Here is a 13,819-nt window from a genome sequence, read left to right as displayed (position 1 = left end):
CTACGGTTAGAGCAGCGTAGGCGCCAGCGCCGCGATCGCCGGCGCATCGAAACCGTGGTGCTGACGAAGCCAGCCGCGGTCTGCCGCCGCCGCATACTCACCGTCCGGGATCCCCAGGCGCTTCAGGGGGATACCGGCGCCGCCTTCGGCCAGCACTTCGGCAACCAGGCTGCCGAGTCCGCCATTCACGTTGTGCTCTTCAACCGTGATGACCGCGCTACAGCCCTCCAGCGCCGCCAGCAGCGCCTGAGTGTCGCAAGGGCGAATCGACGGAACGCTCACCACCTTCGCTTCAATGCCCTGTTCCGCCAGCAGTTGCGCAGCGTCGACGATTTCATGCACCGTCGACCCCGTAGCAACCAGCGCAATATCCCGGCCTTCGCGCAGGGTAACCACCGCCCCCGGCACAAAGCGGTAGCTCTCGTCGTGCAGCTCCGGCAGCGCCTTGCCGTCAAGGCGGATGTAGACCGGCCCCTGATGCTGGATGGCGTAGTCGATTATCTGCCGGCACTCGCGCGGCGTAGAGGGGGCAAAGATTTGGATATTGCCGAACCCGCGCATCACGGCAAGGTCGTCAATGGAGTGATGGGTGCTCGCCAGCGGGCCGTAGCTGGCCCCGGCGTTCAGACCAAACAGCTTAACGTTGGTGTTGTTGTAGCAGACGTCGACTTTGATCTGCTCATTGGCGCGCGAAATCAGGAAGGGCGCGGCGTTACAGGTCACCGCAACTTTCCCGCCCAGCGCCAGCCCGGCCGCCATGCCGACCATGCTTTGTTCGGCAATCCCGACGTTAACCAGACGGCCGGGAAATTGTTTAATAAAGGGCGCAATTTTCGCCGTCGAAGTGGAATCAGCAACGACCGGCACCAGATCAACACCGCTTTCTACCGCGTCAATAAACGCTTGCACCATTACGCTCGCCAGGTGTTCTGCATTACTCATCTTTCAGTTCCTCCAGTGCCAGTTCAATCTCTTCGCCTTTCGGTACCCGGTGGTGCCATTCCGGACGCCCCTGGATAAAGGAAATACCGGCGCCTTTTGTCGTATTTGCGATAATGACGTTAGGTTTACCTGCCTGCTGCAACCCTTCCAGAGCGGCCACTACTGAGGCCATATCGTTTCCCTGACACTCGGTCACGGTCATGCCAAACGCTTTCCACTTATCGGCAAGCGGGTCGGTATTCATAATCTCGCGGGTCGGCCCGGCGAGCTGAAGGTTGTTTTTATCGTTGATAATAATCAGGTTATCGAGCTCGTAATGCGCCGCAGCCAGCGCCGCCTCCCAGTTGCTGCCCTCGGCCAGTTCGCCATCGCCGGTAATTAAAAAGATGCGGCGGGTGCTGTTGCTTTTCTTTGCAGCCAGCGCCAGCCCCACCGCAACAGGCAAACCGTGGCCCAATGCACCGGTATTCAGTTCGATGCCGGGGGTTTTTTGACGAACCGGGTGGCCAGGAAGGTGCGAGTTCGCGTGCTGATAGGTCGCCAGCCACTCGACCGGGAAAAAGCCGGCTTCCGCAAGCACGCAGTAGTAGCACCCCACCGCGTGGCCTTTAGACTGGATATAAATATCCCGCTCCGGGTCGGCAATCTGCTCCGGGGAGACGTTTAGCTCGCGGAAATAGAGGGCGGTTAATAGCTCTACCTGCGACAAATCGGCGCCGGTATGCCCCCCGGCCGGGCTGTTGGCATTCAATCTGATAATATGGCGGCGTACCGCGCGAGCTTTACGCTCAAGTGCCTGGACATCGTAGCTATAGGGATTCATTTAATACCTCTGAATTTAATTTCAACTTGGAATATTTATTCCACAAGGGACTAAAAAAACCAGACATCCCCAGGCAGCGCATCATCAGGCTTCCGCCGCTGCATCATACTCAGGAACATTCTGCCTCCTTACTATCAGGCATGTCTGTGCCTGGATAAGTTTTCAGTTGACTTGATATCACCATGAATATATATTCAACAATGATTCTTTATTCAATTATGCGACAGCTGTTCTGTTTTTGTCCATAGCTGATTTTGAGGATTGATAAAAGTTAGAGTTTCATCACACTTAGTTCTCTTTCTTTTTCACGTATGATAAAAGCCTCTATACCCTGAATTATTCGAATTGCAGTCTGCTCAGGCAGGGGCCGGCGCGGTAGACGCACGCAGCCAGCGGACATGTAGTTTTCGGCATGACGGGTATAACATAATGGATATACGTTAATGATTTTCGGGGATATATATGGCTAAGCAGGATGAACAAAGGCTGTTAGTTAAGATTGCCACACTTTACTATCTTGAAGGACGAAAGCAGTCCGACATTGCACAACTTCTTTCGCTTTCCCAGTCATTTGTCTCCCGTGCCATCACCCGCTGCCAGAAAGAAGGGGTGGTAAAAATTAGCGTCGTTCAGCCCTCGAATATTTTTCTTAACCTCGAAAAAGGCATCGAAGATCGCTACGGAATTAAGCAGGCTATCGTCGTCGATACCGAAGAGGATGCCAGCGATCACACCCTCAAACGCGCGATTGGGTCCGCTGCGGCCCACTATCTGGAAACCCGCCTGCGACCAAAAGATCTGATCGGCGTCTCCTCATGGAGTTCGACCATCAGGGCCATGGTCGATGAGGTCCACGCGCAAAACCTGAAGGCCAGCGGAGTTATCCAGCTGCTCGGCGGCGTGGGGCCGAACGGCAACGTACAGGCAACCATCCTGACCCAGACGCTCGCTCAGCATCTTAACTGCCAGGCCTGGCTGCTTCCTTCGCAGAGCATTGAGGGCTCGATGGCGGAGAAAAACCGTCTCATCGCCAGCCAGGACGTCGCCGATGTGGTTTCGCGTTTCGACGAGGTCGATATTGCCATCGTCGGGATTGGTATTCTCGAACCTTCTCAGCTGCTGAAAACGTCAGGTAACTATTACCACGAAGATATGCTGCAGGTGCTCGCCGAGCGCGGCGCGGTGGGGGATATCTGCCTGCACTATTACGACAAAAAAGGCCAGGCCGTGTTAAGCGATGATGAAGATCCTGTTATCGGCATGGCGCTGGAAAAAGTAAAAAAATGTCCCAACGTCGTGGCGCTGGCCGGCGGTAGCGATAAGGTTGCGGCGATCAAAGGCGCCCTCTCCGGCGGCTATATCGATGTTTTAATCACCGATTATCCAACCGCGAGGCTGCTGGTCACCGGCTAATTTTCCATCAGACATCTTTTTGCATGCCTTTGCGCCACCTTTTCTGATGCCGAGGCGTGCAAAATAAACATTTATATTTCAATATCCTGATTAAATTTCCTGGCGCTTCCCCCTCCAGCCCTCCGCGCATTTGTCCATGCAGATAAGTGTGATTGCCAGCACAATTGATAACTTTTCCTCTAGCCCCGGGGAAAGTTTCTGGCTAAGGTATTAAATAAATAATCACTATCGAATATATATTCAGTGATTACAAAAGTGATAACGAAATGTCACATCATGGCCTGCTAAGTAGCAACGCGATAGCGAGGAATGTTCGCCCCCTCAGCGCCAGGACGAAGTGTGACTCAGGAGACTATCTAATGCCGGCAACACAACAAGAGTTCATTATTGCGCTCGACGAAGGGACGACCAATGCAAAAGCGGTGGTGCTCGACGGCCGCGGCAACGTTATTGTGAAATTTTCACAACCCCTGGCGATTCAAACCCCTCGCGATGGCTGGGTAGAGCAATCTGGCGAGACGTTGATCGAGGCCTCGCTTGAGGTGATTGCCAAAGCGGTTGAGCACGTTGGCGCGGAAAATGTTGCCGCATTAGCCATCAGCAACCAGCGGGAAACCGCCATCGGCTGGTATCGCCATAGCGGAAAGCCGGTTAACGCCGCCATCACCTGGCAATGCACCCGCAGCGCCGTTTTTTGCGACGATCTGCGCCATGCGGGCAAAGAGCAGCAGATTAAAACCACGACCGGGCTGCCGATTGCTCCTCTGTTTTCCGCCTCCAAAATGCGCTGGCTGCTGGAGTCTATCCCCGAGGGTCGCCTTCTCGCCGAACGCGGTGAGATCTGCCTCGGCACCATTGATAGCTGGCTGCTGTGGAATTTAACCCACGGCGACGCCTTCTGCTGCGATTACTCCAACGCCGCGCGTACCCAGCTGCTCAATTTGCAGAGCGGGCAGTGGGATGACGACATGCTGGCCTTGTTCCAGATCCCCCGCGCCGCGCTGGCGGAAATTAAGCCATCCAGCGGATTATTTGGTTACACCCGCGGGCTCGCGGCGATACCTGACGGCATACCGATCATGGCGATGGTCGGCGACTCTCACGCCGCGCTTTTTGGCCATGCATTAGGGGAACTCGGGTGCGTGAAAGCCACGTACGGTACCGGCTCGTCGGTGATGGCGCCGGTTAAATCAGCGCAGTGCGATATTGACGCGCTGGCCACCACCATTGCCTGGCATGACGGTGAGCGCATCACCTATGGACTGGAAGGCAATATTCCCCATACCGGCGATGCCGTGGCGTGGATGGCTGACAGCACCGGCCTGAGCGAACTCTCCGCCGACGAGCTGGCCCACGAACTTAACACCCTGCCCGCTTCGGTTGACTCGACGATGGGAGTCTATTTTGTGCCGGCGCTGACCGGGCTTGGCGCTCCGTGGTGGGACGATAGCGCCCGCGGCGTGATTTGTGGACTGAGCCGCGGCGTTAAGCGCGCGCACCTGATCCGCGCCGCGCTGGAATCCATCACCTATCAGATAGCCGATGTGGTGGTCGCCATGCGCCAGCATGATGATTTCAGCCTGTCGGCGCTGATGGTCGACGGCGGACCGACCAAAAACGACTGGCTCATGCAGTACCAGGCGGATCTGCTGGGATGCCCGGTCATGCGCAGCGATGTGCCTGAACTCTCCGCCATCGGCGCAGCCCTGCTTGCCCGCAAGGCGCTCAATCCCGATACGCCCGTCGACCTGACGGCCTTTTTAACCGAACACAGTGAATTTAGCCCCGACATGGCCCGCCATCAGCGCCTGCAGGCAAGGTGGCAGGAGTGGCGCCATGCGGTGGACAGAACATTATGGAAACCGGCTACGTCCGCCTGACGCCCACCAGGGAAAACGAAGGTGACGAACCTTAATCATTAACAGAAGGAGAATTCCGGCCCATACAACCGCCTTTCCGGCCTTACGTTGTTTCACCGTACCCGACAATAACAACATAGAGAGAACATTGTCATGAAATTACGTTTAACGCTTTTGACTGTTGCAACCCTGACCGCGCTTTCTTTTACTGCTCAGGCAGTAGAAAAAGGCACCATCATGATCATGGTTAACTCGCTGGATAACCCGTATTACGCTTCTGAAGCCAAAGGGGCCAGCGAGAAAGCAAAAGAACTCGGATATAAAACAACCATTCTGTCTCATGGCGAAGATGTAAAAAAACAGAACGAACTGATTGATACAGCCATCGGCAAAAAAGTTCAGGGTATTATTCTGGATAACGCCGACTCAACCGCCAGCGTCGCGGCGATTGAAAAAGCGAAACAAGCAGGCATTCCGATTATATTAATTAACCGGGAAATTCCTGTCGATGACGTGGCCCTTGAGCAGATTACGCATAATAACTTCCAGGCTGGTTCGGAAGTCGCCAACGTATTTGTCGAGAAAATGGCGGAAAAAGGAAAATACGCCGAACTGACCTGCAATCTTGCAGATAATAACTGCGTCACGCGTTCTAAATCATTCCACCAGGTTATTGACCAGTATCCGGATATGGTCAGCGTAGCTAAACAGGATGCCAAAGGTACGTTAATTGACGGCAAGCGCATCATGGACAGCATTCTGCAGGCCCACCCTGATGTCAAAGGCGTGATCTGCGGCAACGGCCCGGTGGCTCTTGGCGCCATCGCCGCCCTGAAGGCGGCCAACCGTACTGACGTCGTGGTGGTCGGCATCGACGGCAGCAACGACGAGCGCGATGCGGTTAAGGCCGGCACGTTGCAGGCAACCGTCATGCTGCAGGCTCAGGCTATTGCGGCGCAGGGCGTTACCGACCTCGATAACTACCTGCAAAAAGGCGTGAAGCCCGCGAAGCAACGCGTCATGTTCCGCGGAATTCTGATAACCAAAGATAACGCAGATAAAGTTCAGGACTTCAACATCAAATCCTGAGTTCGGGTTGTTGCGCCCCTTCGGGGGCGCGTAGGAGAGTGATATGTACAAAAAAACCTGGCTGGCACTGGCCGTTCTTGCTCTCGGGGGCTGTCGTATCGTCTCCCAGCAGGAGCTGGCCGATCTTAAATCCCCGCCCAATCCGCACATGGCAAATATCGATCAAACGTGGCAGAACAAAATCGTGCCGCAGGTTGTGGCGCAGGCCCGCCCGGTCAGCGAACTGATGGCCGCACTGCGCGCGGCTAAAGATTTCGATAGCGCCTGTCAGGCTCTGGGCTATCGCGCCCAGGAGGAGAATCCCTGCATTTTTTACGTCAAAGTAGCAGGTAAAATCACCGGGATCGACTCAGCCTCCCGCAGCGGAAAAATGACGGTCGAAGATAGCGCCGGCGGCCCGGCTGTCGTGCAAATTGGCCCGACGCTTCGCGGCACCCAGCTGCGGGATGGCTATAAAGGCGCCAGCTATCAGGATTTTAATGACCAGGTGCTGTTTGGCGAATACGGCCGGGCCATTAATGAACAGGCGGTGAAAATGATCCAGGCCGCGCAGGTGAAAAGCGGCGAAATGACCCAGGTATACGGCGTCTTCTCCGCCTGGGATATTCCGCAGACGCTACCCGACATTACGCCAGCAAAAATCGAACGTTCCGGAGGACAATAAGATGCCGTCGCAACCTATCGTCGCTCCCCAACCAGTCGAATCTGAAGTTATTATCGAAACGCGCGAGCTGTCGCGGGTTTATCCGGGCGTTATCGCCTTAGATAATGTCAATTACCGGGTATATCGAAATAAAGTAAACGTTCTGATCGGAGAAAATGGTGCGGGTAAATCCACCATGATGAAAATGCTTGCCGGTGTCGAAACGCCCTCCTCCGGACAGATTATTCTCGACGGTGCCGAAGTGTCATTAAGCTCCACTCATCAGGCGGAAAGTCAGGGCATTAGCATTATTTTCCAGGAGCTCAATTTATTCCCCAATATGAACGTCATGGATAATATTTTCATGGCGAACGAATTTTTCCAGAAAGGCCGGATTAACGAAAAATATCAGTATGAACTGGCGAAATCGCTGCTGGAAAGACTGGAGCTTGATGTCGATCCCTACACCCCGCTGGGAGAGCTGGGGATCGGCCATCAGCAGCTGGTGGAAATCGCGCGCGCGCTCTCAAAGGACACCCGGGTCCTGATCATGGATGAGCCCACTTCAGCGCTCAGCCAGTCGGAAGTTAAGGTCCTGTTTAACGTCATTGAGCAGCTAAAACGACGCGGCGTCACCATTATTTATATCTCCCATCGCCTGGAAGAGCTGATGGAGATTGGCGACCACATCACTATTTTCCGCGATGGCCGCTTTATCAGCGAACGCACCGTCAGCGATGCCAGCATTCCCTGGATCATTGAGCAGATGGTCGGGGATAAGAAAAAGCACTTCGACTATCAGCCGGCCCCGCAGGGCGAGGCGGTTCTTGCCGTCGAGGGCCTGACCGCGCTGCATCACAGCGGCGGCTACAAGCTTAATGACGTGACCTTCACGCTGAATAAAGGCGAGGTCATCGGCATCTATGGCCTGCTGGGCGCCGGGCGCACCGAGCTGTTTAAGGGCCTGATCGGATTGATGACCTGCCAGACCGGCAGCATCCATCTCAACGGGGAGAATATCGGCAAAGCCCACTTTCAAACCCGCTTAAAAAAGGGTCTGGCGCTGGTACCAGAAGACCGCCAGGGCGAAGGCGTGGTGCAGATGATGTCCATTCAATCCAACATGACGCTCTCTGACTTTAGCCTGCAGGGCTTTCGCCGGGCGTGGAAGTGGCTGAATCCGCAGAAAGAGAGCGCCAGCGTGAAGGAGATGATCCGCCAGCTCGCCATCAAGGTCAGCGACCCCGAGCTGCCCATTACCTCCCTGAGCGGCGGCAACCAGCAGAAAGTCGTGCTGGGTAAAGCGCTTATGACGCAGCCACAGGTGGTGTTTCTCGATGAACCCACCCGCGGGATTGACGTCGGTGCCAAAACGGACGTCTATCACCTGATCGGCAAAATGGCGCATCAGGGGCTGGCCGTCATGTTCTCCTCCTCGGAACTGGATGAAGTGATGGCCCTGGCGGACCGCATTCTGGTGATGGCCGATGGCCGTATTACCGCCGATTTACCGCGCCATGCGGTTACCCGCGAAAAGCTCATCGCGGCTTCAACACCCCAAGATTAATCAGGCTGGAATCCATCATGAACCAGAAATATATGATTTATATGTACCTGCTGAAGGCCAGAACGTTTATCGCTCTGCTGCTGGTAATTGCATTCTTCAGCGTGATGGTACCGAATTTCCTGACCACCTCTAACCTGCTGATTATGACCCAGCACGTGGCGATTACCGGCCTGCTGGCCATTGGGATGACGCTGGTGATCCTTACCGGCGGTATCGACCTCTCGGTCGGGGCCGTCGCCGGGATCTGCGGCATGGTCGCCGGCGCGCTGCTGACCAACGGGCTGCCGCTATGGAACGGCAGCGTGATCTTCTTCAACGTGCCTGAAGTGATCCTCTGCGTGGCCATTTTTGGCATCCTGGTCGGCTTTATTAACGGCGCCGTGATCACCCGCTTTGGCGTCGCTCCCTTTATCTGCACGCTCGGGATGATGTACGTCGCCAGGGGTTCTGCGCTGCTGTTTAATGACGGCAGCACCTACCCTAACCTCAACGGCATGGAAGCGCTGGGAAATACCGGTTTCTCGATCCTCGGTTCCGGCACCGTGCTCGGCATTTATCTGCCCATCTGGCTGATGATCGCCTTCCTTGTGCTCGGCTACTGGCTGACGACAAAAACGCCGCTCGGTCGCTACATCTACGCGATCGGCGGCAACGAGTCCGCTGCCCGCCTCGCCGGGGTGCCCATCGTGAAAGCGAAGATCTTCGTCTACGCCTTCTCCGGCCTCTGCGCGGCGTTCGTTGGGCTGATCGTTGCTTCTCAGCTGCAAACCGCCCACCCGATGACCGGCAATATGTTTGAAATGGACGCCATCGGCGCCACCGTGCTTGGCGGCACGGCGCTGGCAGGCGGCCGAGGCCGGGTCACAGGCTCCATTATTGGCGCCTTCGTTATCGTGTTCCTCGCCGACGGCATGGTCATGATGGGCGTCAGCGATTTCTGGCAGATGGTCATTAAAGGCGTGGTGATTGTAACCGCCGTCGTCGTTGACCAGTTCCAGCAAAAACTACAGAACAAAGTCATCCTGATGCGTCGTCATGAAGAAAAGCAGACCACCGCGCTGCCTGGCGGCGCCGCCTCCAGCTAATACGCCGACAGACAACGATCATTGCGCCGGGCGTACACCGCCCGGCCTCGCTAAAGGGAAAATAATATGAACAGAAATTTTCACAACAAAACGATTGTTATTACCGGAGCCTGTCGCGGCATTGGCGCGGGGATCGCCGAGCGCTTTGCGCGCGATGGCGCCAGGCTGGTGATGGTCTCTAACGCCGACCGCGTTCATGAAACCGCGGAAACCCTGCGTCAGCGCTACCAGGCGGACATTTTGTCACTGGAGGTCGATGTGACCAACGAAGCCCAGGTTCAGTCTCTTTATGAACAGGCCGCCGCGCGTTTCGGCACCATTGACGTCTCCATTCAAAATGCCGGGGTGATCACTATCGACTACTTCGACCGTATGCCAAAGGCTGATTTTGAGAAGGTGCTGGCGGTAAATACCACCGGCGTCTGGCTGTGCTGCCGCGAAGCGGCTAAATACATGATCAAGCAAAACCACGGCAGCCTGATTAATACCTCTTCGGGTCAGGGCCGCCAGGGCTTTATCTATACCCCGCACTACGCCGCCAGCAAGATGGGCGTTATCGGGATCACCCAAAGCCTGGCCCATGAACTGGCGCCGTGGAATATCACCGTTAACGCCTTCTGCCCCGGGATCATCGAGAGCGAAATGTGGGACTACAACGACCGCGTGTGGGGGGAGGTCCTCAGCAGCGATCGGAAACGCTACGCCAAAGGCGAGCTGATGGCCGAGTGGGTTGAGGGTATTCCGATGAAGCGCGCGGGGAAACCGGAGGATGTCGCCGGGCTGGTGGCGTTTCTCGCCTCCGACGACGCGCGATACCTCACCGGACAAACGATTAACATCGACGGCGGCCTGATTATGTCCTGATGCCCCTCAGGGGATTGTCGGGCAGCGCCGTTCAGCGATGGTTCATAACAGATAGCCCCGAGGCCGCGCGTTGCGCCGCTCCGGGCTACGGGACATTCATTAAAAGAGTGATAACTATGATCGCAAAAGATTTTGCTCAACAGCTGTTTAATCTGCAGGGACGCGTCGCCTTCGTAACCGGCGCGGGCAGCGGGATCGGCCAGACCATTGCTTACGGACTTGCCAGCGCGGGTGCGCGGGTCGTGTGCTTCGATCTGCGGGAAGACGGCGGGCTCACCGATACCGTGAATCATATCGAAGCCATCGGCGGGCAGGCCTGCCTGTACACCGGGGACGTACGCCAGCTCAGCGATCTCCGCGCGGCCGTAGCGCTGGCGAAAAGCCGCTTCGGACGCCTGGATATCGCCGTTAACGCCGCCGGTATCGCCAACGCCAACCCGGCCCTGGAGATGGAAACCGAGCAGTGGCAGCGCGTGATTGATATCAACCTCACCGGGGTGTGGAACTCCTGTAAAGCCGAGGCGGAGCTGATGCTGGAATCCGGCGGCGGCTCGATCATTAATATCGCCTCCATGTCCGGCATTATCGTTAACCGCGGCCTTGAGCAGGCGCATTACAACAGCTCTAAAGCGGGCGTCATCCATCTGTCCAAAAGCCTGGCGATGGAGTGGGTCGGTAAAGGGATCCGCGTGAACTCCATCAGCCCCGGCTATACCGCCACCCCGATGAACACCCGTCCGGAAATGGTCCATCAGACCCGCGAATTCGAAAGCCAGACGCCGGTTCAGCGGATGGCGAGAGTCGAGGAGATGGCGGGCCCGGCGCTGTTCCTCGCCAGCGACGCCGCGTCATTCTGCACCGGCGTCGACCTGGTGGTCGATGGCGGATTTATCTGCTGGTAAACCGCGCCGCCTCTTCGACCGCGTCAGCCCTTTGGCGCCGCCCGCTATGCGCCTCCCCCTCCGGTTATTCAGGAGGGGGAAATGGCTTCCCGGAACTCATCCAGCCGCTTTATCTGCCGCCCCTAGGCATCAAAATTGTCCGCCGCCAGCCACGCCCGCAGTTCGGCGTCGCGCTGCGGCCATTCGCCATCGATAATCGACAGCATGTCGCTGTCGCGGCTGCGCGCCTTGCGCACCATCTTCTGGCGCAGGCGCCCCTCCCAGGTAAAGCCCAGCCGCTCGGCGGCCCGCCGGGAGGCGATATTCATCGAGTCGCACTTCCACTCCAGGCGCCGGTAGCCGGCTGCGAACGCGTACTTCAGCAGCAGCCAAACCGCCTCGGTTCCCAGCGGGGTATTTTTCATCTTTCGCGACCAGGTGACGTGGCCGATTTCGACCGAGCCCATAGCCTGTTCAATCGCCATAAAGCTCACCAGCCCCACCGCCTGACCGGAGCCAAGATCGATAACCGCAAAGGGGACCAGCGCGTCGTCGCCAACTTTACCTGCCACCCAGTGCGCCGTGGCCTCCACGGTTTCGGGACGCGTGCTGGCAAGCCAGGTCCAGTCGCTGCCGTCGCCCAGCGCGTAGGCGGCAAACAGATCGGCGGCGTGTCGCCGGGTATCCAGCGGTTCAAGCCGGCAATAGCGTCCCGTTAACGCGCTTCGCTTTAGCACGCTGGCGCCCTGCCAGCCAACGACCACATCGTTCACCTGCTGGCCATACTGATTGATTTCCGGCATCTTTAAGTTCCGTTAAATTGTGATCAAATCGTTATATCAAGAAGCGCAACGCGCAGAAAGACGACCGCGTTATTTTTCACTCATAGCCCGATGATATTGATTATGCTTTTTAAGCATAAGCTTATCCGCATTTTGACTTTACGCCTTTCATGAAGGGGCCTAATTTAGCGACACATAAATAATCAAAACATCATTTTTCAGGGATTGCTCATGACTAAAAAACTGCTGTCATTACTGGTGCTGACCGCGCTATCCGCCGCCGTCCATGCCGCCACGCCGCCAACTACCCTGGTCGTTGCCCAAGGCCTCGACGACATCGTCAGCCTCGACCCGGCGGAAGCCAACGAACTTTCCAGCATCCAGACGGTACCGAGCCTCTACCAGCGTCTGGTGCAGCCGGACCGCGACAACCCTGAAAAAATCACCCCTATTCTGGCAGAGAGCTGGCAGGCGGACCCGGCGGCGAAAACGCTGACCATTAAGCTCAAGCCCGAGGCGAAGTTCGCCTCCGGCAACCCGGTACGCCCGGAAGATGTTATTTTCTCCTACACCCGCGCGGTGACCCTGAATAAATCACCGGCCTTTATCCTCAACGTCCTCGGCTGGCAGGCGGACAACATTGCCGACCAGCTGAAGAAGGTGGATGACCACACGCTGGCGCTGCACTGGACCGCCGAGGTGAGCCCGGCGGTGGCGCTGAATATTCTCTCCACGCCTATCGCCTCTATCGTCGATGAAAAGCTGGTGGCGCCGAATGCCAAAGATAACGATTTCGGCAACGGCTGGCTGAAGATGCACTCGGCGGGCAGCGGGGCCTTTAAAATGCGCGTTTACCAACCGCATCAGGCCATCGTGCTGGAGGCCAACGACAGCTCGCCCACCGGCGCGCCGAAGCTGAAAAGCATCATCATCAAAAACGTGCCCGATCCGGCCTCCCGCCGCCTGCTGATCCAGCAGGGTGACGCCGACGTGGCGCGCGATCTGGGCGCCGATCAGATTGCCGCCCTGCAGGGCAAGCCCGGCGTGAAGGTGCTGAGCATCCCGTCGGCGGAACAAAACTATCTGGCGTTTAACACCGGCAACGCCGCCAACCCGCTGCTGAAAAACCCGGCGCTGTGGGAGGCCGCGCGCTGGCTGGTGGATTACGACGGCATCACGAAGGACCTGCTCAAAGGCCAGTATTTTGTCCATCAGAGCTTCCTGCCGGTCGGTCTGCCGGGGGCGCTGGACAACAATCCGTTTAAATTCGACCCGGCGAAAGCCAAAGCGATCCTCGCCAAAGCCGGAATTAAAGACGCCCACTTCACCCTCGATGTCGAAAACAAACCGCCGTTTATCACTATCGCCCAGTCCATGCAGGCCAGCTTCGCCCAGGGCGGCGTGAAGATCGATCTGCTGCCGGCGGCCGGTAGCCAGGTGTACGCCCGCGTGCGGGCGAAGCAGCATCAGGCGGCGATTCGCCTGTGGATCCCCGACTACTTCGACGCCCACTCCAACGCCAGCGCCTTTGCTTACAACGACGGGAAGTCGAGCACCGTGGCCGGTCTTAACGGCTGGCAAATCCCGGAGCTGAATAAAGCCACCCTCGCGGCAGTTGCCGAGCCGGATGCCGCCAAACGCCTCGGACTGTATAAACAGATGCAGGAAGAGCTGCAGCGCAGCTCGCCGTACGTGTTTGTCGATCAGGGAAAAACGCAGATTGTGGTCCGCGACAACGTGAAGGGTTACCAGCAGGGCCTGAACGCCGATATGGTCTGGTACGATCGGGTAAGCAAATAGCGATATTTTAGTCACCCGGAACCGGCGTTACGCCGCGGTCCGGGGATTTTACCCGCAACGGTTACACTGCA

The 13,819-nt window shown here is 57.0% G+C and carries 12 protein-coding genes; 9 read left to right on the top strand and 3 right to left on the bottom strand.

Annotated features, from left to right (window positions below):
• Positions 1–6: 6 nt before the first annotated feature.
• Together GO007_RS01965 and GO007_RS01960 are read right to left on the bottom strand one after the other, a co-directional pair.
• Entirely contained in the window at positions 7–942 is a 936-nt protein-coding gene (locus GO007_RS01965) for a transketolase family protein (RefSeq protein WP_095094869.1), read from the bottom strand.
• Positions 935–1,765, bottom strand: a complete 831-nt coding sequence (locus tag GO007_RS01960; RefSeq protein WP_095094867.1) for a transketolase — start codon at positions 1,763–1,765, stop codon at positions 935–937. The genes GO007_RS01965 and GO007_RS01960 overlap by 8 nt, the downstream gene beginning before the upstream one ends.
• Positions 1,766–2,227: 462 nt before the next feature.
• Between GO007_RS01960 and GO007_RS01955 the strand changes: the two genes are divergently transcribed.
• The 8 genes from GO007_RS01955 to GO007_RS01920 all read left to right on the top strand — a co-directional run bounded on the left by GO007_RS01955 (position 2,228) and on the right by GO007_RS01920 (position 11,187).
• Positions 2,228–3,178 carry a sugar-binding transcriptional regulator gene (locus GO007_RS01955; protein ID WP_041144517.1) on the top strand — a complete coding sequence of 317 codons (951 nt, stop codon included), beginning with the start codon at positions 2,228–2,230 and terminating at the stop codon, positions 3,176–3,178.
• Between the two features lie 359 nt (positions 3,179–3,537).
• Positions 3,538–5,058 carry an FGGY family carbohydrate kinase gene (locus GO007_RS01950; RefSeq protein WP_095094865.1) on the top strand — a complete coding sequence of 507 codons (1,521 nt, stop codon included), beginning with the start codon at positions 3,538–3,540 and terminating at the stop codon, positions 5,056–5,058.
• A 132-nt stretch (positions 5,059–5,190) separates the two neighbouring features.
• On the top strand, positions 5,191–6,126 hold the full coding sequence (locus tag GO007_RS01945) for a D-ribose ABC transporter substrate-binding protein (protein WP_095094863.1): 936 nt from the start codon (positions 5,191–5,193) through the stop codon (positions 6,124–6,126).
• 43 nt (positions 6,127–6,169) lie between these two features.
• Positions 6,170–6,790: a DUF2291 family protein gene (locus GO007_RS01940; RefSeq protein WP_095094861.1), complete on the top strand. Its 621-nt coding sequence runs from the start codon at positions 6,170–6,172 to the stop codon at positions 6,788–6,790.
• A 1-nt stretch (position 6,791) separates the two neighbouring features.
• On the top strand, positions 6,792–8,336 hold the full coding sequence (locus GO007_RS01935) for a sugar ABC transporter ATP-binding protein (RefSeq protein WP_095094859.1): 1,545 nt from the start codon (positions 6,792–6,794) through the stop codon (positions 8,334–8,336).
• Between the two features lie 17 nt (positions 8,337–8,353).
• The gene (locus GO007_RS01930; RefSeq protein ID WP_095094857.1) at positions 8,354–9,421 is read left to right on the top strand and encodes an ABC transporter permease; all 1,068 of its coding nucleotides are present in this window, start codon (positions 8,354–8,356) and stop codon (positions 9,419–9,421) included.
• A gap of 66 nt (positions 9,422–9,487) precedes the next feature.
• A complete protein-coding gene (locus GO007_RS01925) occupies positions 9,488–10,285 on the top strand; it encodes an SDR family oxidoreductase (protein WP_095094855.1) in 798 nt (265 codons plus the stop codon).
• Positions 10,286–10,401: 116 nt separating this feature from the next.
• Positions 10,402–11,187, top strand: a complete 786-nt coding sequence (locus GO007_RS01920; protein WP_095094853.1) for an SDR family oxidoreductase — start codon at positions 10,402–10,404, stop codon at positions 11,185–11,187.
• A gap of 122 nt (positions 11,188–11,309) precedes the next feature.
• Here the strand turns inward: GO007_RS01920 and GO007_RS01915 are convergent, their stop codons facing one another.
• Entirely contained in the window at positions 11,310–11,969 is a 660-nt protein-coding gene (locus GO007_RS01915; protein WP_095094851.1) for a GNAT family N-acetyltransferase, read from the bottom strand.
• A 210-nt stretch (positions 11,970–12,179) separates the two neighbouring features.
• On the opposite strand from GO007_RS01915, the gene GO007_RS01910 reads away from it, so the two are divergent.
• On the top strand, positions 12,180–13,748 hold the full coding sequence (locus GO007_RS01910) for an ABC transporter substrate-binding protein (protein WP_095094849.1): 1,569 nt from the start codon (positions 12,180–12,182) through the stop codon (positions 13,746–13,748).
• Positions 13,749–13,819: the final 71 nt, after the last annotated feature.

Source organism: Klebsiella sp. 10-1, from assembly GCF_009758445.1.
Lineage (GTDB): Bacteria > Pseudomonadota > Gammaproteobacteria > Enterobacterales > Enterobacteriaceae > Klebsiella > Klebsiella scottii.
The sequence above is the reverse complement of the archived record's forward strand: the minus strand, read 5'-3'. Positions and strand labels throughout refer to the sequence as shown.